The sequence below is a fragment of the Exiguobacterium sp. s143 genome, from assembly GCF_018618895.1.
Taxonomy (GTDB): Bacteria; Bacillota; Bacilli; order Exiguobacteriales; family Exiguobacteriaceae; genus Exiguobacterium_A; species Exiguobacterium_A abrahamii.
Window position 1 is genome coordinate 340,279 of the sequence record NZ_JACSMX010000001.1, and the last position, 19,242, is coordinate 359,520.

Consider the following 19,242-nt stretch of genomic DNA (forward strand, 5'->3'; position numbering starts at 1 on the left):
ACTGTTTATAGGGAGGTATCTCGCGTTGCACACGTTTCGTGCCAAATTAATCACGAGCTTCATCGGCTCAATTGTCGTTTTTCTGTTGCTGTCGGTATCGACGCAGTCCGCGTATGAAGCGTTTCAGAATGCGGACTTCTCGGAACAGGAGACGACGATCGTGCGTGGATGTAATCATAACGACTTATCCAATTTATTCTTCACAAAAAACAGTTGTAATTTCGATGACAAAATTGATGAAAAAGAAGACGGCGTCTATCTGGGAACGTCCGATGAAAAAAGTAAAAATACGGGAGGCACACCACGCGGTCGAAAAGTAAAGGATCTTCCTCCATTTTCTATTTTGAATGTTGTAGAAGGCACATCCTCCAACAACATTCTATTCTTCACCGCTGTACTTGTACTCGTTGCTTTCGTAGCATACCGGATTCTTCGTCGGCGGCGACGATCATCACAGTCACGAGAAGTTGAAAGTGAAGCAAACCATTGGGTCCAACCATCGTCTGAAAGTTATGTCCAACAAACAAACCTTCAATCGATGCTTACTCCGCCTGAAGAATCATTACGCCTGATGCTATTTGATTTTAACCAACGATTACCGCGTGCCCTCAGACGGCGAAGCCACGAATCGTTGACAGACTGGACGGAGCGCATTCATCTGGTGACGCCACTCTCCCCTTACTTCGTCACCCGCTACGCAGCGCAAGCAGAAGTAGAAGCACTCGATGCACAAGCGATTCACCATTTCGAACAAGATCTTGCGCGTTATTTAAAGACGCAGCTCTCCCAATAACAAGCAAAGGAGACTACATATGTTACGCTTCGTCATCAATCAATGGCGTCGGCAGCGCGGGAAATTCATTCTGACGCTCGTCGGTGCGCTCATCATCAGTGCCGGACTCAGTTTGATGTTCAATCTTACCGACTCCAGTCAAGGAACGGTCGAACAAACATTACAAAAGAAATGGTCGTCTGCGTACGACATCGTCGTCCGACCGAAAGGCAGTCAGCTTGCAAGTGAGTCGAACGATTTACTGGAACCGAACTATTTGAATGGAATCGATGGTGGGATTTCCTTCAAACAATACGAAACCATCAAAAAAATGAACGACATTGAAATTGCGGCACCCGTCGCCGTGATGGGCTATGCAAGCATCAATGTTAACGTTCCGAAGGTCTTAAAATTCCCAAAAGAAGACGGAGTATATCGGTTAACGACGCAAGAATACGATGACTCGGGTATTAAAAAAGAGCGCCTTTATGATCAGTCCTATCATATTGCCCAAGGATTAAAAAATCCTGCTCCAGAAAAGAAAACATTCTCTACCAGACCGATACAAGAGTTTTCGAATCTTACGATGAATCACCTGACACTTCTCGTTGCAATTGATCCAGACGCAGAAGCTAAACTTGTCGGACTAGATAAGAGTATTCTTAAAGGTAAAAATTCACGGTATTTTGAAGAGACGGACCAATATCGTAAAGGAGGAAGTGATGGCTCATTCCATACCATCCCAGTCATCATCGATCCCGATGCCGTGAGTCGCGGTAATTTTTCATTTAAAGTCGAAAAATTAAAGGTACCTTTCTCGACTGCCAAAGAGCAACACTCGTTTATCAATCGTCTTGCAAAAGAAGATCTGCACAAAACGTCGTTTAATTCATCTTTAAATGACTACCCAGCAAAAGTTCTACAGACGGAAACAGTTTCCGTCATGGATATGCAACGTATTTTTCTAAATTCATTGAATGGAAAAACGACACGATTCATGAATCGTGACGCTACTGGTTCCACTGAGGTAGGTCTATTCTTTAAAACGAGTCCACTAAAATACAAGGCTACTAAAAGTCCCTTTCCTACACGCTGGTCCAATGCGTATGCCGTTGAAACAGCTCCAACAAAATTAAAAAATTGGAGTTTTTCTGAAACTAATGTCCCTACATTCGGTTATCGCTCGATTCAATCGACGGGCAAAAAATTTAACTCGAAAGATCCGGGAATGCTCCCTTACGTCGTACCTTATTTTTCGATGAACATCATCGGACAATATGATGCTGACAACATTCAGGTTTCAAAAGATCCGTTAAATCAGTTACCGATGGAGACGTACAGACCATCAACGGCTGATTTAGTTCTTGACGAAAAACAACAACCGATCAATCCAGCTCGAAAAATTCAATCGTCTGGAAACCCGGTCGGACTACTGACAAACTCACCGCATATTCTAACAACACTTGATGTTGCAAAAGAGACATATGGTGAAAAATCGATCTCGTCGATTCGTCTAAAAATCAAAGGGGCTTCGACCGTCAGTGAAGAGTCCGAACAATTACTCCAAGACGTGAAGCAACAAATCGAGCGAGAAACCGGGCTCATCGCTACAATCACTAAGGGTTCTTCCCCGCAACCCGTCGTCACGAAAGTCGTCGAACAAGGCAAAACACTCGGTTGGATCGAACAACCATGGGTTCATATCGGTGCTGCGATGACGATCTTCCGTGAGACGAGCGTTGGGTTCTCCGGTGTTATCTTCGCGATGCTTGCTGTCGCGATTGTCTATGTCCTCGCGACGAGTTATGTTTCGATGCTCGCCCGCCGGAAAGAATTCGCTGTCTTACTCGCACTCGGCTGGCGGACGAAGGATCTCTACAAAATAGTCTTGATCGAGGCGGTAATCCTCGCCGGATTCGTCTCGACGATTGCCTTGATTGTCGAAGGAATCTTCTCAATCGTTCGGAGCGAAGCGATGAACGGCTGGAGTCTCCTCTGGATCACGCTGTTCAGTCTCGTCATCTACCTGGCTGGTGCGACCTGGTCGGCGTGGACGATCCGTCGTATCTCACCATACGAAGCGATCAAGACCGGTGAATACGCGAAAGCGGCTCGTGTCGGACTGAAGCTTCGTTCGACCGCGACACTCGCACTAAAAGAACTGATCGGGAAATGGAAGCGGAACAGTTTGTCGGTCCTCTCGATTGCTCTACCGACGGCGCTCTTGACGTTCTTCTTATTCGTGACGTTCCATTTACAGGGTGTTCTTTACACTTCGTGGCTCGGTCAGTTCGTTGCCCTGCAAGTCGGTCCGATGCATTACGTGACGATGGGTGTTGCGATCACGATCGCTATCTTAACGACGGGTGAGATCATGTGGCAAAACGTCACCGATCGTAGGGCATCGCTCGCCGTCCTAAAAGCACTCGGCTGGACGAACGGCGCAATCCGACAGTTGATCGTCCTTGAAGGCTTCCTCGTCGGTCTCATTTCCGGAGTCATTGGACTGATTGTCGCCTACTCGACGATTTACGTTTTATACGATCTTGTTCCCTGGAATGAGCCGTTGTTGATTGGCGTATCGCTCGCCCTACCGATTCTGTTCGGTGTCATTGCAGCCTTCATCCCAGCACAACTGGCAGCACGTGTTCAACCGTATCAAGAACTGAAAGATGCATCTTAATATTTGGCGGAGGGGCAACAGGCGTTGTCCCTCTCTTCACAGGAGGAAGTCTATGTTACCGACATCGATTTATTCGTTATCAGCAGGAGCGGTCGTCTTGAATGACCAAAACGAGATTCTTTTGATCCAAGGACCAGATCGCGGTTGGGAGTTTCCGGGTGGCATCGTCGAGCCTGGGGAAAGTGCAGCTGACGGTATCATTCGCGAAGTCAAAGAAGAGTCTGGAATTGAGATTGAAATCGTGAAATTTTGCGGCATCTATCAAAATCTCGAGGCGAATGTCTGTGCGACCTGTTGGCTTGCAAAAGCGATTGGTGGTCAACCGCAGACGAGCAGCGAAAGTTTAGCAGTCGGTTTTTTCCCGCTCGAAGAAGTGTTACGACGCGTAACGTGGTCGAACTTCAGCGAACGAATCATACATATCTTAGATGAACAGTCTCATCCGTTTTTCGTAGCTTTTACCCCATAAAAGGAGGAATGACGATGTTTCGTTTTGTCTTAAACCAGTGGCGCAGGCAACGTGGAAAATTCATTTTGACGCTCGTCGGTGCGCTCATCATCAGCGCTGGACTCAGTCAGATGTTCAACTTGACCGATTCAAGTCAGGGTACGGTCGAACAGACGTTACAAAAGAAATGGTCGTCCGCGTATGATATCGTCGTTCGACCGAAAGGCAGTCAGATGTCGACGGAGTCGAATGATTTGCTGGAGCCCAACTACTTAAACAGTATTACAGGAGGTATTTCTTTCGCACAGTATGAAAAAATCAAACAGATCGAGAATGTGGACATTGCCGCGCCAGTAGCGGTGATAGGATATGCCAATATCGGTCTAACCATCAAAGATCAGATGACAGCTCCGAAAGCCCCTGGGTTCTATCGCATTTCTCGCACGGAGTATAGTGATTCCGGATTGAAGAAGGAGAAGCTCTTCACAACTAACATCCATGCCATCAAGAGTGACCTCTCTTCTGAATTACGCATCCCAAACCTCGATAACTTCTTCGTCGAGGATATCAATCCTTCGAAGATGGCGATGATTGTCGCAATCGACCCGGAACAAGAAGCACGCCTCGTCGGTCTCGATAAAAGCGTCAAGAAAAGTCCCACATCCCGTTATTTCGAAGAGACGGACCAAGCAAATCCGACATCTAATGTCGTTAACGGTTTTACGTTACCGATCCTCATCAATCCGAATACTTCAGATGCGGGATATACCGACTTTAAAATCGAACGGCTTGATTTACCATTTAAAACGGAACAACAACAGACGGAGACAATCGACCGCCTCCAACAGCAATCAGAACTACAGGATTATTTAGGAACGATTAAAAGTAAAACACTCGAAACGAAACGTATTTCCGCAAAACGTCTAGATTCACTGTTGTTCAATGCTTTAGCAAAACCAGATTCCGTGAAACGAAAAGAACTTGAAGTCACCTCATCTGGACAGCTACTCTACCGGACGGGAGCTTTAAACTATACTGCAACCGATAGCCCGTTTCCGAAGCGATGGAGTCAAGCCTACTCGTTGAACAGCGAGACGCTTCAAACTGATCAATCGCTTTTTGATATTCCCATCCTCCCCTCAAAAGGATACCGTCCCGTCCAGTTCAGCAAGATGAAAGTCAAAGATACAGACACGAAAGAAGTATCTGAACTTACTCCAACCGTCGACTTTGATGTCATCGGATTGTTTGACCCGAAAAAAATCACAGTATCCAAAGATCCGTTGAATGAACTACCGTTAGAAACGTATCGCCCGGCGACCGCTAATCTGGTCCTTGATGCAACAGGAAAGCCGATCAATCCGTCACCTACCATCAATTCATCGAATAACCCGGTTGACCTATTGACGGGTTCACCGAATATTTTAACGACCTTAAACGCCGCTCAACTGATCAACGGAAAACAATCCATTTCGTCCATCCGTTTAAAAATCAGTGGTGCCAAACAGATGGGTGAGAAGTCCGAACAATTACTCCAAGACGTGAAGCAACAAATCGAGCGAGAAACCGGTCTCATCGCTACGATCACCAAAGGTTCCTCTCCTCAACCGGTCGTCACGAAGGTGATCGATGACGGGAAGACGCTCGGTTGGATTGAACAACCTTGGATCCACATCGGTGCTGCGATGACAATCTTCCGCGAGACGAGCGTCGGGTTCTCAGGTGTCATCTTCGCGATGCTTGCCGTCGCCATCGTCTATGTCCTCGCGACGAGCTACGTCTCAATGCTCGCCCGCCGGAAAGAATTCGCTGTTTTACTCGCACTCGGATGGCGGACGAAGGATCTCTACAAAATCGTTTTGATCGAGGCGGCGATTCTCGCTGGATTCGTCTCGACGGTCGCCTTGATTGTTGAAGGAATCTTCTCATATGTCCGTAATGAAGCGATGAACAGCTGGAGCCTTCTTTGGATCGCGCTGTTCAGTCTCGTCATCTACCTCGCTGGTGCGACCTGGTCAGCTTGGACGATTCGCCGCATCTCACCGTACGAAGCGATCAAGACCGGCGAATACGCGAAAGCTGCTCGCGTCGGACTGAAGCTTCGTTCGACGATGACACTTGCACTAAAGGAACTGATTGGGAAATGGAAGCGTAATAGTTTGTCCGTTCTCTCAATCGCTCTACCAACAGCACTGCTGACATTCTTCTTATTCGTGACGTTCCATTTACAAGGTGTCCTCTATACATCATGGCTCGGTCAATTCGTTGCCTTACAAGTCGGTCCGATGCATTACGTGACGATGGGTGTTGCGATCACGATTGCCATTTTGACGACGGGAGAGATCATGTGGCAAAACGTCACCGATCGCCGCGCCTCACTCGCGGTCTTAAAAGCACTCGGCTGGACGAACGGCGCGATCCGTCAATTGATCGTCCTCGAAGGCTTCCTTGTTGGTCTGATTTCCGGAATCATTGGACTGATTGTCGCCTATACGACGATTTATGTCTTGTACGATCTAGTACCGTGGAATGAACCGTTGTTGATTGGTGTATCGCTTGCCTTACCGATTTTGTTCGGTGTCATCGCCGCCTTCATCCCAGCACAACTGGCCGCACGTGTTCAACCGTACCAAGAACTAAAAGATGCTTCGTAATCAAAGGAGTTGTACACATGAATTCTATTCAGGCAATATTTCTTGACCGAGACGGAACGATTGGTGGAGATGCCACTGTCCACTACCCTGGAACGTTTGCGTTATTTTCTTACGTTCCTTCGCTAATCGAACGCTTACGCAATCAAGGGATTTTACTGATTGCGTTTACGAATCAACCTGGTATTTCAAAAGGATTGGCGCGTGAAGAGGATTTTCGAACAGAATTACAGAACTTCGGCTTTGATGATACGCTGATTTGTCCGCATGCAGCGGAAGATTGTTGCACTTGTCGCAAACCTTCACCTGAATTATTATGGCAAGCTCAAGTAAAACACGATCTCTGACTCGATCAATGTGTCGTCATTGGGGACCGATGGAGTGATATGATGGCAGCTGCGCACGCCGGGTGTATCAAAATCTTAGTTCGAACCGGTGCCGGAGAGAGCTCCATTCGTGATTACGCTGATCGCGTGGAACAAGCAAACGTCGACTATATTGCCGACGACTTGACGGCCGCGATTGCTTGGCTCGATACGCAAAACTGAACAAACAAAAAGGCGCGCTTCCACAACGGAAGTCGCGCCTTTGTTAATGCTTTGAACGTTTTGGTTGAGAAGATGCGTAGACACTAACCGCTAACACAAATAAGATTGCAAACCATGTCCAAAATGACATGTCATCGCCTCCTTTGAATGATGCGTAGGTACTTTAACTATCTTCTTTTCATTACCAATAAATCCCTGCAATCATTTATTAGCAATTTTTCGTAACAGATAAAGCGCGTAGATGATCGATGGAACAGCCATCGCCATGAGGATGAGATGGACACTTCCGAATAACACGTTCACAGCTAGATTAAAATCTGACACTTTTGTTTCCTCCTACAGCTTAATACTACTTCTAGTTACTCTTCTAGAATAATACATTAAACTGTGTTCGACGCCTTACAATTATGTAATAAATTTCAATTCACATTCTTTTTCCAATACTTCACGTTACACTGAACGTATGAGAAAGAGAAAGTACTCATCGATGGTCTTCTCTTTTCCTTGAACAATTAGCTGATATTGTACACCTGTTTTTGATCAATCATCATTATGAATCAGCTAATCGTTATTTAAAGGAGTGAACGTAGTGCATATCTTAACTACCCAATTAGTCGAATTCATTCTCGAGAAGTACCAATTAAATGATTACATTCTCTATGAGTCATCTTACGCTCGACACAAAATAAACGACCAAACCGTCTACTCTTTTGAAACGTTTTGGATTCCGCGAGGTGCATCTGTTATCGAGGAAGAGGATGAAACGATGCTTCCAGAAGGAACCGTGCAGATTACGATTGACCCTGTTACGAAACGAACGACGACGTTATCCTTACACGTTCCGACCTCGATTCATTCCGTGCCTAACGATTTACGTGATCCAACCACTCGGATGGCTTGGATCGAATCAGAGACCGACATGATCCATGGTACGCATTTCATGCTCGAAGAAGAAAACGACACTTTTTTCAGTTATGTGAGTTGTCACGAAGGGATTCGGCTGTCTCCCGGTTGTTTCATTCACTTAACGTTAACGGAAAATGGTCGACTCGATGAGTTGTTCCTATACGGTCCTCATCCGAGTGATCATCATGTGAAACAGGAACCTTTCGCTTTAACGCTCGAGGACATCGACTCGCTAGCTAAACAACAAATAAAGCGGTTCTCCTATACAAAACCAGGACATCAATACGCGCATACCGTCGTCGAGACGATCGTGACGCAAGAAGGATCTATCCTTGTGCCTAGTAAACTGGATTTCACGTCATCATTTGATCGAAATGACATCTTAACGTGGGCAAATCCGTCAACTTCAATTCTCAAACGCCATCCTTTCCAATCAGCAGCAAGCGTGACAGCAGAGGATGCGATCATGCAGACCGAACATCCTGATTTTCGTCCGATCCAGCAAGAGACGGTGAACGCCTGTCGAAACGCGATTCAAGAAATCGTCCAAAACGTCTACCCCAGTGAATCCGGACAATGGATGATTCGTCATATCTACCGGCAACACCCCAACCTTGCTGTCAAATTATCTCGCGCGAATCCGACCTCCTATGTTGATCAGCATCGGCGCGTCACGATTCTCCTTGACGAAAAGACGCTTGACTGGATTAGCTCGACCGACGATCAGGAACTCCATACCGCGCTCGCATCCGTTACTCCACCGAAGCTCGAGGATGATCAGCAAGATATCATTTTCAATGCATTACGTCCGTACCTTTTGCTCACGCCGCGTTATGTGTTCGATGTCTCAAAAGGTCACTACGTTCTTTGTGGTTTGCTTGACTCGAACCATGCCTACTTACCAGCAACAAATGAGATCGTTTTATTACGTGATCTATAAAGTGAAGTTAGATACGAAGGAGTGAACGAGTTGCATCCATTAACGAAAGATTTAATCTCCCATATCCAAGACAAATATCAACTGAACGATTATGTCTTACATGAGACCTTCTATCGCCGTGAAAAAATTCATGGTGAAACGCAATATTCGCTTGAGACGTGTTGGTTCCCCATCAATCACGGTCCTTGGTCTGAAGATGAGAATTATCCAGACGGTACGATAGAGATCCAAGTCGATACGGCTACAAAACGAACGACTTCGATCCACAAAAATGGCACTGTCGCGATTCATTCTCTTCCAGAGGATTTGCGTGATTTAGACATTCGGATTGCATGGCTTGAGCAAGAATTAGGAATGACGTTCGAGAAGCAGTTCATGTTCCTTACGCATCAAGATTCCCTGTATCAGTATGTCAACTGTCATCACGGGATTCGCCTCTCCCCTGGTCTGTTCATATCGCTTGAGCTAACGAATGAAGGAGCGCTCGATTCTTTCAGTGTCTATGGAACCCCCGCGCTGAGTAACAAGTATCTGACTGAACTGTTCACATTATCCCTTGAACAAACGGCTCCCATCATCTCGCAACAGTTCCGGAGTTTTTCAGTTCCTAACGAACACCAACGCAAACTAGCATATGCAATTGAAGAAATCTTTGTTTCTCAAGACGGCTTGCGCACGTATCCTCTAAGTAATCCCGAAACTTCGTCCGTTGCCATGAACGAGATCGTAACATGGGAAAAACCGTCCACGTTCTCCTATACGCGCAAATTGATTAAGCGGCGAGACACCGTCACGGCACGCGATGCCGAAGCTCAAACGCCACATCCGGATTACCGACCGTTGACTGACGAGATGCTGGAAACCTGTCAGTCGATTGCTGTAGACCTCATCGCTGCCGAGTATCCGGAGGAGTCCGGAGCGTGGACGATTCAAGAAATCAATCGGGATTTCCCATTCATTAACGTAGTAGTACGCCGGACTCGTGACGATATAAATCTCGCTTACAAACGTCGTTTGACGATTCTCCTGATGGAAGATACTTACGAAGTCAGCCTAATCGTTGATAACGAAGCATTTATTGATCTCTATCATGACTCGACACAAGGATTGCCTGATAGCGTTCCGGAAGAAGTCATACGTCACGCACTCATGCCTTACCTGACATTGAAACCGTATTATGTCTTCGACCGGGCACTTGACCACTATGTTCTCTGTGGTTTGCTTGACTCGAACCACGCTTACTTATCAGCAACGAACGAAGTCGTCTTATTACGCGACTTATAGGTCAATTCAGCCATTGATCTATCCGATTTCTTACGACTTGCGGAAGAACGAGGCTTCTCAGTTGTTCGAGACGCTTACGGTCGACTTCCTGTTTCATAAATACGTCTTCAATCATCGTGACCTTTTGTTCCCGCCCCGGAATCAGTTGATAGATGACGTACCAATCGACGAGTGCCATGAACGGACGTCCAGCTGAATCGATTGATTGTTCAGCAAACGGATAGACGAACACACCCTCGCCATGGCGAATCTGCAGTCCGCTCATCAGATCAAGATCGATTCCTTCGATCATAAATTCTTGGAATACTTCCGTCGCGTAAAGTGACGTCTCGTCTTGTTCAACGACAGTTCCCATCTCAGATAACAATAGGACTGCCCGTTCGGCGTCCGCTAACGCGACGACGAGATCGATGTCGCGCGGAGTGATAGGCAGGCCATGATGGTGTAACAATAATGAACCGCCGACCCCAAACTGAATCTGTTCATGCTGCAAACACGCGACGACTTTTTCTAAGACTTGCTCAAGACTCATCGTCGGAACCCCGCTGCTCGAAACGGACCTTCCATCGAAATCGTAAAGATGATTCGCGCAATTTCATCCGGCGATGTCTCGTTTGGATGGCTTAACCAGGATTCGATGACACCGAGATGGGCGGCTGAGAGATAGGCAATGAGATAATTTTCTGGAACGAGCCGTTCTCCTTGTTCCGGTAGTCCCGAGAACAGAATTTGTTGCATGTAATCACGGACCCGCTTCCGAAACATCCCATCACTCGTTGGACTGAGTAAGATCCGCATCAGCGTTCGGTGTTCATAAAGAAACGTTAGAAACGGAATGATTCGTCGGTACGGTGAGTCCTCTTTTTGGTTGATCAGGACAAAGGGAATCTCGCGTTCAAACGTCGCTTCAATCTTTTCAAAAATCTCATTCGTCATCCGCTCGAGTAGTTCGTATTTATCCGCGTAATGATGGTAGAACGTCCCGCGGTTGACTTCCGCCCGATCCGTCAACAACTTGATCGTCACAGCATCAAAACCAACTTCGTCGATCAGCTGAAGGAACGTCTCACGAATCCTCCGGTCAGTCCGGATAACGCGTAAATCCTGTTTTTTCATTCGAAATCGCCTCTTTCTTCAACATTTTGTAGAAATCTGTCGCTTAAGCGACAGATGAACGTTAACTGGTCATTGCTCCCAGTTTCTCTCCCTTTTATAATGAAATTAATCAACACGTTGTTCAATAATTATTTCATAAAAGGAGGGAGAATACGATGGATTTACGATTACGAGGTGTATCAAAATCATTTCATCAACAGAACGTCCTCCAACAGATTGATCTTTTGATTCCGTCCGGTGAAATTTGTGGTTTGCTCGGTCCGTCAGGTTCTGGTAAGACGACACTGATTCGTTTGATGATTGGTGCAATCCAAGCAGACGCAGGTTCGATTCAGATTGGCGACACTTCGATACCAAATTTCAAGATGTTATCGCAGATTGGTTTCATGCCACAAAATGATGCCTTATATGAGGATTTATCGGGGCTTGCGAACCTGCAATTTTTCGGTTCCTTATACAACATGTCCCGTCAGGATTTAGCAAAACGCATCGAGGAGGTCTTGACACTCGTCGATTTAACGAATGATCAAAAAAAGCTCGTTCGCCATTATTCCGGTGGGATGAAGAAACGATTGTCCCTCGCCATCTCAATCTTGCATCGTCCGACCGCCTTATTCCTGGATGAGCCGACCGTCGGGATTGATCCCGTGTTACGCCGCCAGATTTGGAATCAATTCCAAGCGATTCGTGCGCAAGGTACGACGATTGTCGTCTCGACCCACGTCATGGATGAAATCAATGAATGCGACCGGGCAGCATTGATCTATAACGGTCGGATCATCGCCTACGATCCGCTCGATCGTCTGCTCGCACAAACTGAAAACGGTCAGGTCGAGGAACTATTCCTGCTCGCTGGAAAGGACGTGACGTGATGTGGCAACTCGCACGACGGGTCATCCGTCAAACGTTGAACGATAAACGAAGCGTCGGACTCATTTTACTTGCTCCATTGTTAATCTTCACCTTGATCTATTTCCTACTTGGAAACGATGACTACACACCTGTCGTCGCCATCAGTCAAGATGTACCAGCTCCAGTCTCACAAGCGATCGAAAAACAGGATCTGTCGCTTAAAACGTATAACGGCAGCGATGCTGACGCCTATCTCAAGGATCATGAAACGGTCGACGTCGTCTTAGATATGAAAGACAATCAACTAGCGTTGAACCTCCGCGAACCTTCAACGAAAAGTTCCAAAGCGTTACGCGAGATTCAAGCTGGACTGGCGACCCTTCAGCCGACAATGCAACTCGAGACGAACTATCTGTACGGAGATGTCGATCAATCGACGTTTGATGCGCTTGGCTTCGTCTTTTTATCGCTGTTCTCGTTCTTCTTCGTCTTTATCTTGTCAGCAATGGCACTCGTCAAAGAACGCAGTGGCGGCACGCTCGAGCGGTTGATGATGACACCGATTCGCCAAACCGACGTCATCTTCGGCTATACGCTCGGTTATAGCGTCTTCGCCTCGATCCAGGCGATTCTTGTCGTCCTGTACGCGACGACAGTTCTCGACTTACCGTCTGAAGGTTCGATCATCTGGGTCTTCCTGACGATGCTTGGACTTGCCGTCGTCGCGGTCTTGTTCGGCGCAACGATTTCAATCTTTGCTCAGTCTGAATTACAAGTCGTCCAGTTGATTCCCTTTACGATCATTCCGCAGATTTTCTTCTCGGGCTTGATTCCGCTTGATTTAATCCCGTATGGACTCGGTAACATCGGATATATCACCCCGATTTTCTACGGAGCGAGCGCGATCAAGGAGGTGCTCGTCTACGGCAACGGTTGGTCAAGCATCTGGCCGTACTGGCTTGGATTGTTCCTCTATAGTGCAGTGTTGTTCCTGTTGAACATGCTCGCTCTCAATAAATATCGCGGACACCAAAAAAGACACGGCTGATTACACAAGCCGTGTCTGATTTTGCTCAAGCTGTTCGAGGAAAACAGTTCGTCGCGAAGGATCGAGTGTATGTTCCGGAACATCAGCATACCGAACGAGCTGATAGATCTCATGCGGAACCGTGACTTCTAAACGTGTTAACCACTCTGTCAGCGTCTCATGTGTCCGTCGCTGTTGCACTGGAGCAAGTGACCGATTGAACGCGTGCACCGCTTCACGAATTTTTGAATCAAGCATACTGTCTTCTGACGAGGACTCGGCTTCAGGCGTTAGCGGAAGCGATAGAGCGGTTCGTTTCGGTTGATGCTTTGATGGAAATGACCACTTCATACGGTTGAATCGTTGTCGACGATACAGGTAGAGGATGACTAGAGCGACCATCCAAGGAGTCACACGAGCGATTTGATTGACCGCATCTGTCAAGAAACCTCGTCCAAGCTCAATCGGTTTTTTCTTTTTAGGTTCCTTCCGATATCTTTCGTGCCCAATTTTTGAAGAATCCGGTTGTTTGATGATGTGTTCTTCTTTCACATAGATGACTTTTTTAATCGGTAAGATCTTGCTCGGAATATGTACCCAGTTTCCTGTCGATTGATCAATCGGTGGATCGATCAATGCTTGATACGATAGTTTTACACCTACGACGCCTAAAAGTAGTACTAGGCACGTCATGAAAGTCATTCCAATGATTCGATATCTCATTTCATCCTGCACCTCCAAACCGACTTGAAATCCGTGACACAAGACCTTTTCCCATATGTTACCATGAAAGGAGGCGATTCAGATGAGTTACGAAAAAGTATTTCAAATGCCGATGCAACAGCTGTATCAGGTATACCGTCAAAAAGTCGAGCGCAAGCAACGGACGCAAGACGAGCTCGATGACGTGCTGTTCTGGTTGACCGGACACACGCAATCAACTCTTGAACAAGCCATAAAAACCCAAAACGTCGCTACCTTTTTCGAGCAAGCACCCGCCCTGAACGAACGCCGCTTTTTAGTCACTGGCGTCATCTGCGGGATTCGAGTAGAGAACCTAACGGATCCGCACATTCGTAACATCCGGATTCTCGACAAACTCGTCGATGAGTTGGCGAAAGGAAAAGCGTTAGCTAAAATCTTACGATAAGGAGGAATGCTGATGTCTACTTTACTCAGTACACTGGCGATCCTCGTCATGGTGACCAGTGTGACCTATTTCATCGTCTATCAAGTCAAACGAAATAAAGGAACCCATTACTCACCCGTCTATCGACTTGCTTTTAGTGGTCTGTTGGTCGGCTTGATGGTCAGTTATTTTTTGTTGACGTGAGTCGTGATTTTTAGTTTTTGATTTAAACAATAAAATCATTAATACAGTATTTGAAATAATGAAGAAGGTATACGATTGAAGATTCGAAAATGGATCCTTCCGCTTTTGCTACTCATCTGTCTTGCTTCACCGAATGCCGTAACAACATATGTGAAATGGACGGTCGCTCCGACGGGTCACTATCTCGAACGTCTTCAAGCGGCTGACATTCCTTATAAAGTCCGCCAACACACGCTTTACATTCAAGAAAAGGATCTGCGCCGCGTCACGTCGTGTTGTACATGACAAAAAACCCCCTCATTTCATCGAAATGAGGGGGTTTTCTGATCAATCACGAATTAGCGAATCGTTTTTAACGCCGTTGCCCACGGAATGACTTGATCGAGCATTTGGTTGACCGATGTTTCTTGAACGGCTGCCGCTTTTAAGACCGATCCATTCTCGAAATCAGTGAACAAGGATAACGCTGGATGCACTCGGACATCGGCAATCAATAACTCACCGAGGATGCCACGCAAGTGTTCTGCCGCCCGAGCTCCACCGACAGAACCATAAGAGACGATCCCTGCCGCTTTATTGTTCCATTCGACCCGTAGATAATCGAGCGCGTTCTTGAGTGACGCTGCAATTGAGTGGTTGTATTCCTGAACGATGAAGACGAATCCGTCTTGTGCTGCGACATCCTTCGACCAAGCAGCAGCACCTGACGCATCCCCGTCCTTTTCACCTAGGAGCGGTAATTTGTAGTCCGCGATATCAAGAATCGTATAGTTCGCGTCACCCCGTTGATCAGCGAGTTGTTTGACCCAGTTCCCGACTTGTGGGCTGAGACGTCCTTCACGTGTGGATCCTAAGATGATGCCAATGTTTAATTTCTCCATTTTCATTTCCTCCTCTTGTTTAGATGCGGTTAGTTACATTATCGTAATGTTCTCTTAAAGGTATTCTTTTTCGATTTTCCGCGTACTCCGGACCGTATCGATCGGACGGACCATTTGTTCGATCTGTGCCCGTTGTGGCTCGAGGAATGGTGGTAATGATAATTTCTCCCCGACCGTTTCGTATGGCTCATCACCCATGAAACCAGGACCATCCGTTGCCCACTCGAACAAGACACCACGCGCGACACGAGCATAAAGGGACTCGAAGAAGAAGCGATCGACGTAACCGGACGTGTTGAAGCGTAGCTGTTGCATCCGCTCGATCCATTCCTGTAAGGCAGCCGTATCTTCAACTCGGAAGGCGACGTGGTGCACCGTTCCGAATCCTTGACGTCCGCTTGGTAGAACGACGTTATGCTCAACGATGACTTGGGCACCATTTCCGCCTTCACCCATCTCGAACAAATGCAGGGAACCCGCTTGATCGACTTCGCGCATCAACATCGCTTGTTCAAGTACCGCTTTTAAATTGTCGAATTCCGCGATCCGGATGTGAATTGGACCGAGTCCCGTGATCGCGAACTCGAGGGGTACCGGACCGTTTTGCCACGGTGTGCCAGAAGCGACACCTTGATTATGCTCGTCAGAGATCAACATGTATTGTTGCTCATCAAAATCGACGAACGAGAGCGTCTGCTTGCCGAATTGTTCTTTGATACCACGGTGCTTGACGTCATATTTGTCAAAGCGTTTAATCCAGTATTCAAGTGCCGCATCCGTTGGAACACGGAACGCCGTCTTGAAGATTTCATTCGTTCCGTGTGACCCTTTTTGAATACCAGGGAAATCAAAGAACGTCATATCCGTGCCGGCAGATCCTTTATCATCGGCGAAGAATAAGTGATACGTCTGGATGTCATCCTGATTGACGGTCTTCTTGACCAATCGCATCCCTAGGACGTTCGTAAAGAAGTCATAGTTTTTCTCGGCACTGCTCGTAATCGCCGTCACGTGGTGGATTCCTTTTAGTTCATTCATGAAAAATCGCTCCTTTAATGGTTATTATCTCGAATTCGAGATATCAGTCTAAAAAATTTTATTGTTTTTTTGCTTGATAGCCGATCGTTTTGGCTGTCTCGATGAATGCTTCGAGGTCTGACGGGGCTATTCCTTGAAATACTTGATTGATCGCTTGCTCGTGCTTTGGAAAAATAGCTTCCATCAGTTGGTGTCCTTCAGAGGTCAGTTCCGCAAATGTCACACGCCGATCCTCTGGACATGCTTTTCGGACAACGTAATTTTTCTTTTCGAGCTTATCGATGACATAGGTGATGCTACTGCTCGTGATCAAGACTTTTTTCCCAATCAATTGAATCGGTTGCCTGCCTCTGTGAAACAGCAACTCAAGAACCGAAAAATCCGTCGGGTTCAACCCCCATTGCGCAACATCCTTCTTGATGACTTCATGTAACGCATCGACTGCGCGCACCATGACCGTTAATGCTTTCAAGTTCGGATTCGGTCGTGTCATTTCGTTCACCTCTTTTGTATCTTTAATTCATATATCTTTAATTCGAGATAAATATACCATCCCGATTTTTATTCGTCAACTGTTTTGAATCACTTTAAATAATGATAAACACTCTAGATGTTCGAAGCGTTTATCATCATTTAAAACAAAGCACGTGCCCTTCGCCTAATCGATAGTGATTTGTCCCAGAAAGAATATACGCCGTATCGTCAGGTAATCCGATCGCGTGATCCATTTGAGGCAGGTGTTCCTGCAAACGGGTTGCCCGTTTTTCCTGGTTCAAGTGCGGACAAAGACAACCGCTCAGCCAGCCTTGCCCCGTATCCAGACAATAGTCCGTTCCGTTCTCACTCGTACGGATTCCGTATTCCATCGCATAGATTGCTCCAGCACTGACACCGACGTACAATGTTCCACGCTTAACGGCTTGTTCAAGCAATACATCCATGCCTTTTACAGCAAAAGTCTTGACGAGTAACGGATAATTGCCACCACCGACATAAAGAATGTCGGCATTTTCTATTAGTCGTCGTTGCGTCTCCATGGATTGTTCGTCGTCAAACAGCGTGACGATCGAGACAATCGCTCCAATTGCTTCATATGTATCTCGAAATTGTTGTTGGTATAGCAATTCATCTCGACTTGCCGTCGGCAGGAAAACAATATGTGGTGCGTGTTTCGTCAGTTGAACGACATGCCGATTGATGAATTGATGAGACGGAGCAACCAGTTGACCGCCTCCGATTAGCATGAGATTCATCTTTTTTCTCCTTTGCATCGGCTTTTTAGAAAAAGGAATACAGTCCGTGTTCGTAATAATCAAATTCTCGTGTAGTTAGTCGCTCAAATCGATAGCCTTCATAAAAGGCATCGAGTGCTACCGGATCATTGATGATTGGACTGATGGCAAGAGCGATATCATACCGCCGATCGCCCGGTCTCATCGCTCCGACATCAATGAACGAGAGCGTTCCGTCCGTCGCAACCAACAGATTGTCTGTCGTACAGTCGCCATGAATCCAACTGGCAGTTATCGGCTCCGGACAGGAGGACTTTAGTTGTTTCAGTAAATCCATCGTGCCGGACGTCCAAACAGATGTGACATAACGTTCCGCTGTCATGAGTCGTTCCGTTAACCATTCCTGTGACGTTCTCCCTGTCGTTCGTTGATGAAACTGGAAAAGATACGTTCCGAATGCTTGCCACAGCCGGATCCGTCGCTCGCTTGTCGCCTGTCTTAATACTGTCGTCAACGTTATCCCGTCTCGCCACTGCATCAAGAGATGGCTTTGCTGTTCCGTCTTTAAAAAGCCGACGTACTCAGGTAGGAACCCCGGTTCTCGTTGCATCCATTCTTCTAAGACGATTGCTTCTTCTGCGAGCCATTCTTGGTATCTCGCTCTCGTAGCAGTCTTGAGTAAGTATTTTCCTGTTTTCGTTTCAACCCGGTAGACCGTCGATGTTCCCCCTTGCTCACCGAGTTGTTCGACGTACTCGATATCCCCCGTCAGTTGTTCGATCCGTACACGTGTCGCTTCCGTCATACCGTATATCCCGTGAACGGCACTGGCGTCGACAGCCGAATCCAGGTCGACGGTTTGCCGTAGACCGATGCATCATCGAGAAAACGTTCCAGTGTTGCAACGGACGCGGTTTGCAACTTGACCATGAAGTTATAGCTACCGGTCAGGCGGTGACACTCGACGACTTCTGGATGTCCTTTACAAAATTCAATCAAGCCTGCGCAGCGTTTCTCTTCGAACATGACGATCGCGAGTAACCCTTGCGCGAGTGCTTCTGGATTAATGACAGCACGGAACCCTTCGATGATTCCCGCGTCCTCCATTTTTCGGACCCGTTCGATGACGGCAGGTGCCGATAATCCGATCTGACGTCCGAGTTCCGACCATGGAATCCGGGCATCGTCTTGCAGAATCCGGACAATCTGTTGATCAATTTGGTCCATTTTTCATCTTCCCTTCGAATTAAAACCACTTTCTTCAAATTAACATGGAATCAAAGGAAAATATAGCCTTTCTCTATGTTCTCCTACTGTGCTCATCAAAATGCTTTTCTTATACTAGTAACAGGAGGTGATACTTATGGAACCAACCTGTGTCCGGTGCCAAGAAACGATTGAAACGACGGTCTATCAGTGCTCGCACGCTTGTACATTTTGCGAACCGTGTACGAAAACGCTCGATCATATTTGCCAAAACTGCGGGGAGATGCTCGAACCCGTCACACCAGTCGCGACTTAAAAAGACGGA

The 19,242-nt window shown here is 46.8% G+C and carries 23 protein-coding genes and 1 pseudogene; 14 read left to right on the top strand and 10 right to left on the bottom strand.

The genetic code is table 11. The annotated features are described in order from the left end of the window. Nucleotides 1-25 precede the first annotated feature (25 nt). The 6 genes and pseudogenes from KNQ03_RS01985 to KNQ03_RS17245 all read left to right on the top strand — a co-directional run. The gene (locus KNQ03_RS01985; RefSeq protein WP_214723295.1) at nt 26-793 is read left to right on the top strand and encodes a hypothetical protein; all 768 of its coding nucleotides are present in this window, start codon (nt 26-28) and stop codon (nt 791-793) included. A gap of 19 nt (nt 794-812) precedes the next feature. Then, complete coding sequence (locus tag KNQ03_RS01990; protein WP_214723297.1) at nt 813-3,455, top strand: ABC transporter permease; 2,643 nt, start codon at nt 813-815, stop codon at nt 3,453-3,455. Between the two features lie 52 nt (nt 3,456-3,507). Continuing rightward, nucleotides 3,508-3,924, top strand: coding sequence for an NUDIX hydrolase (locus tag KNQ03_RS01995; RefSeq protein ID WP_214723299.1), 417 nt, complete (start codon nt 3,508-3,510; stop codon nt 3,922-3,924). 14 nt (nt 3,925-3,938) lie between these two features. After that, nucleotides 3,939-6,557, top strand: coding sequence for an ABC transporter permease (locus tag KNQ03_RS02000; protein WP_214723301.1), 2,619 nt, complete (start codon nt 3,939-3,941; stop codon nt 6,555-6,557). Between the two features lie 17 nt (nt 6,558-6,574). Continuing rightward, a complete protein-coding gene (locus tag KNQ03_RS17240) occupies nt 6,575-6,901 on the top strand; it encodes an HAD-IIIA family hydrolase (RefSeq protein WP_371743232.1) in 327 nt (108 codons plus the stop codon). A 15-nt stretch (nt 6,902-6,916) separates the two neighbouring features. Then, nucleotides 6,917-7,102: pseudogene (locus tag KNQ03_RS17245) on the top strand (HAD hydrolase-like protein); the annotation flags it as partial. A 201-nt stretch (nt 7,103-7,303) separates the two neighbouring features. Here KNQ03_RS17245 and KNQ03_RS17145 read toward each other — a convergent pair. Continuing rightward, nucleotides 7,304-7,426 (bottom strand): hypothetical protein, encoded by a 123-nt coding sequence (locus tag KNQ03_RS17145; RefSeq protein WP_256443265.1) that lies wholly within the window; start codon nt 7,424-7,426, stop codon nt 7,304-7,306. Nucleotides 7,427-7,691: 265 nt separating this feature from the next. Here KNQ03_RS17145 and KNQ03_RS02010 point away from each other — a divergent pair, with 265 nt between their 5' ends. Then, nucleotides 7,692-8,948 carry a hypothetical protein gene (locus KNQ03_RS02010; protein WP_214723303.1) on the top strand — a complete coding sequence of 419 codons (1,257 nt, stop codon included), beginning with the start codon at nt 7,692-7,694 and terminating at the stop codon, nt 8,946-8,948. Nucleotides 8,949-8,978: 30 nt separating this feature from the next. Continuing rightward, the gene (locus tag KNQ03_RS02015; protein WP_214723305.1) at nt 8,979-10,232 is read left to right on the top strand and encodes a hypothetical protein; all 1,254 of its coding nucleotides are present in this window, start codon (nt 8,979-8,981) and stop codon (nt 10,230-10,232) included. Between the two features lies 1 nt (nt 10,233). On the opposite strand, the gene KNQ03_RS02020 is transcribed toward KNQ03_RS02015, so the two are convergent. Together KNQ03_RS02020 and KNQ03_RS02025 are read right to left on the bottom strand one after the other, a co-directional pair. Beyond that, nucleotides 10,234-10,764, bottom strand: a complete 531-nt coding sequence (locus KNQ03_RS02020) for a nucleotidyltransferase family protein (protein ID WP_214723307.1) — start codon at nt 10,762-10,764, stop codon at nt 10,234-10,236. Next, complete coding sequence (locus KNQ03_RS02025; RefSeq protein ID WP_214723309.1) at nt 10,761-11,348, bottom strand: TetR/AcrR family transcriptional regulator; 588 nt, start codon at nt 11,346-11,348, stop codon at nt 10,761-10,763. Before KNQ03_RS02025 ends, KNQ03_RS02020 begins: the two co-directional genes overlap by 4 nt. A 155-nt stretch (nt 11,349-11,503) precedes the next feature. Between KNQ03_RS02025 and KNQ03_RS02030 the strand changes: the two genes are divergently transcribed. Together KNQ03_RS02030 and KNQ03_RS02035 are read left to right on the top strand one after the other, a co-directional pair. Beyond that, nucleotides 11,504-12,220 (top strand): ABC transporter ATP-binding protein, encoded by a 717-nt coding sequence (locus KNQ03_RS02030; protein WP_214723310.1) that lies wholly within the window; start codon nt 11,504-11,506, stop codon nt 12,218-12,220. Next, a complete protein-coding gene (locus KNQ03_RS02035) occupies nt 12,220-13,248 on the top strand; it encodes an ABC transporter permease (protein WP_214723312.1) in 1,029 nt (342 codons plus the stop codon). The genes KNQ03_RS02030 and KNQ03_RS02035 overlap by 1 nt, the downstream gene beginning before the upstream one ends. Here the strand turns inward: KNQ03_RS02035 and KNQ03_RS02040 are convergent, their stop codons facing one another. Further along, on the bottom strand, nt 13,249-13,929 hold the full coding sequence (locus KNQ03_RS02040; RefSeq protein WP_214723314.1) for a hypothetical protein: 681 nt from the start codon (nt 13,927-13,929) through the stop codon (nt 13,249-13,251). Nucleotides 13,930-14,032: 103 nt separating this feature from the next. On the opposite strand from KNQ03_RS02040, the gene KNQ03_RS02045 reads away from it, so the two are divergent. The 3 genes from KNQ03_RS02045 to KNQ03_RS02055 all read left to right on the top strand — a co-directional run bounded on the left by KNQ03_RS02045 (nt 14,033) and on the right by KNQ03_RS02055 (nt 14,845). Then, nucleotides 14,033-14,377 (top strand): DUF2200 domain-containing protein, encoded by a 345-nt coding sequence (locus KNQ03_RS02045; RefSeq protein ID WP_214723316.1) that lies wholly within the window; start codon nt 14,033-14,035, stop codon nt 14,375-14,377. Between the two features lie 12 nt (nt 14,378-14,389). Continuing rightward, on the top strand, nt 14,390-14,560 hold the full coding sequence (locus KNQ03_RS02050; RefSeq protein WP_214723318.1) for a hypothetical protein: 171 nt from the start codon (nt 14,390-14,392) through the stop codon (nt 14,558-14,560). Nucleotides 14,561-14,635: 75 nt separating this feature from the next. Beyond that, complete coding sequence (locus KNQ03_RS02055) at nt 14,636-14,845, top strand: hypothetical protein (protein ID WP_214723320.1); 210 nt, start codon at nt 14,636-14,638, stop codon at nt 14,843-14,845. A 53-nt stretch (nt 14,846-14,898) separates the two neighbouring features. On the opposite strand, the gene KNQ03_RS02060 is transcribed toward KNQ03_RS02055, so the two are convergent. From KNQ03_RS02060 to KNQ03_RS02085, 6 genes are all read right to left on the bottom strand, one after another. Continuing rightward, the gene (locus KNQ03_RS02060) at nt 14,899-15,441 is read right to left on the bottom strand and encodes an NADPH-dependent FMN reductase (RefSeq protein ID WP_050678013.1); all 543 of its coding nucleotides are present in this window, start codon (nt 15,439-15,441) and stop codon (nt 14,899-14,901) included. Between the two features lie 54 nt (nt 15,442-15,495). Continuing rightward, nucleotides 15,496-16,479, bottom strand: coding sequence for a ring-cleaving dioxygenase (locus KNQ03_RS02065; RefSeq protein ID WP_035397186.1), 984 nt, complete (start codon nt 16,477-16,479; stop codon nt 15,496-15,498). 58 nt (nt 16,480-16,537) lie between these two features. Beyond that, nucleotides 16,538-16,972: a MarR family winged helix-turn-helix transcriptional regulator gene (locus KNQ03_RS02070; protein ID WP_214723322.1), complete on the bottom strand. Its 435-nt coding sequence runs from the start codon at nt 16,970-16,972 to the stop codon at nt 16,538-16,540. A gap of 136 nt (nt 16,973-17,108) precedes the next feature. Further along, entirely contained in the window at nt 17,109-17,732 is a 624-nt protein-coding gene (locus KNQ03_RS02075; protein ID WP_214723324.1) for a Type 1 glutamine amidotransferase-like domain-containing protein, read from the bottom strand. Nucleotides 17,733-17,757: 25 nt separating this feature from the next. Beyond that, entirely contained in the window at nt 17,758-18,516 is a 759-nt protein-coding gene (locus KNQ03_RS02080; RefSeq protein ID WP_214723326.1) for an aminoglycoside phosphotransferase family protein, read from the bottom strand. Next, nucleotides 18,513-18,938 (bottom strand): Lrp/AsnC family transcriptional regulator, encoded by a 426-nt coding sequence (locus KNQ03_RS02085; RefSeq protein ID WP_214723328.1) that lies wholly within the window; start codon nt 18,936-18,938, stop codon nt 18,513-18,515. The genes KNQ03_RS02080 and KNQ03_RS02085 overlap by 4 nt, the downstream gene beginning before the upstream one ends. A 136-nt stretch (nt 18,939-19,074) precedes the next feature. On the opposite strand from KNQ03_RS02085, the gene KNQ03_RS02090 reads away from it, so the two are divergent. Further along, nucleotides 19,075-19,233, top strand: a complete 159-nt coding sequence (locus KNQ03_RS02090; RefSeq protein ID WP_081637378.1) for a DUF1272 domain-containing protein — start codon at nt 19,075-19,077, stop codon at nt 19,231-19,233. Nucleotides 19,234-19,242: the final 9 nt, after the last annotated feature.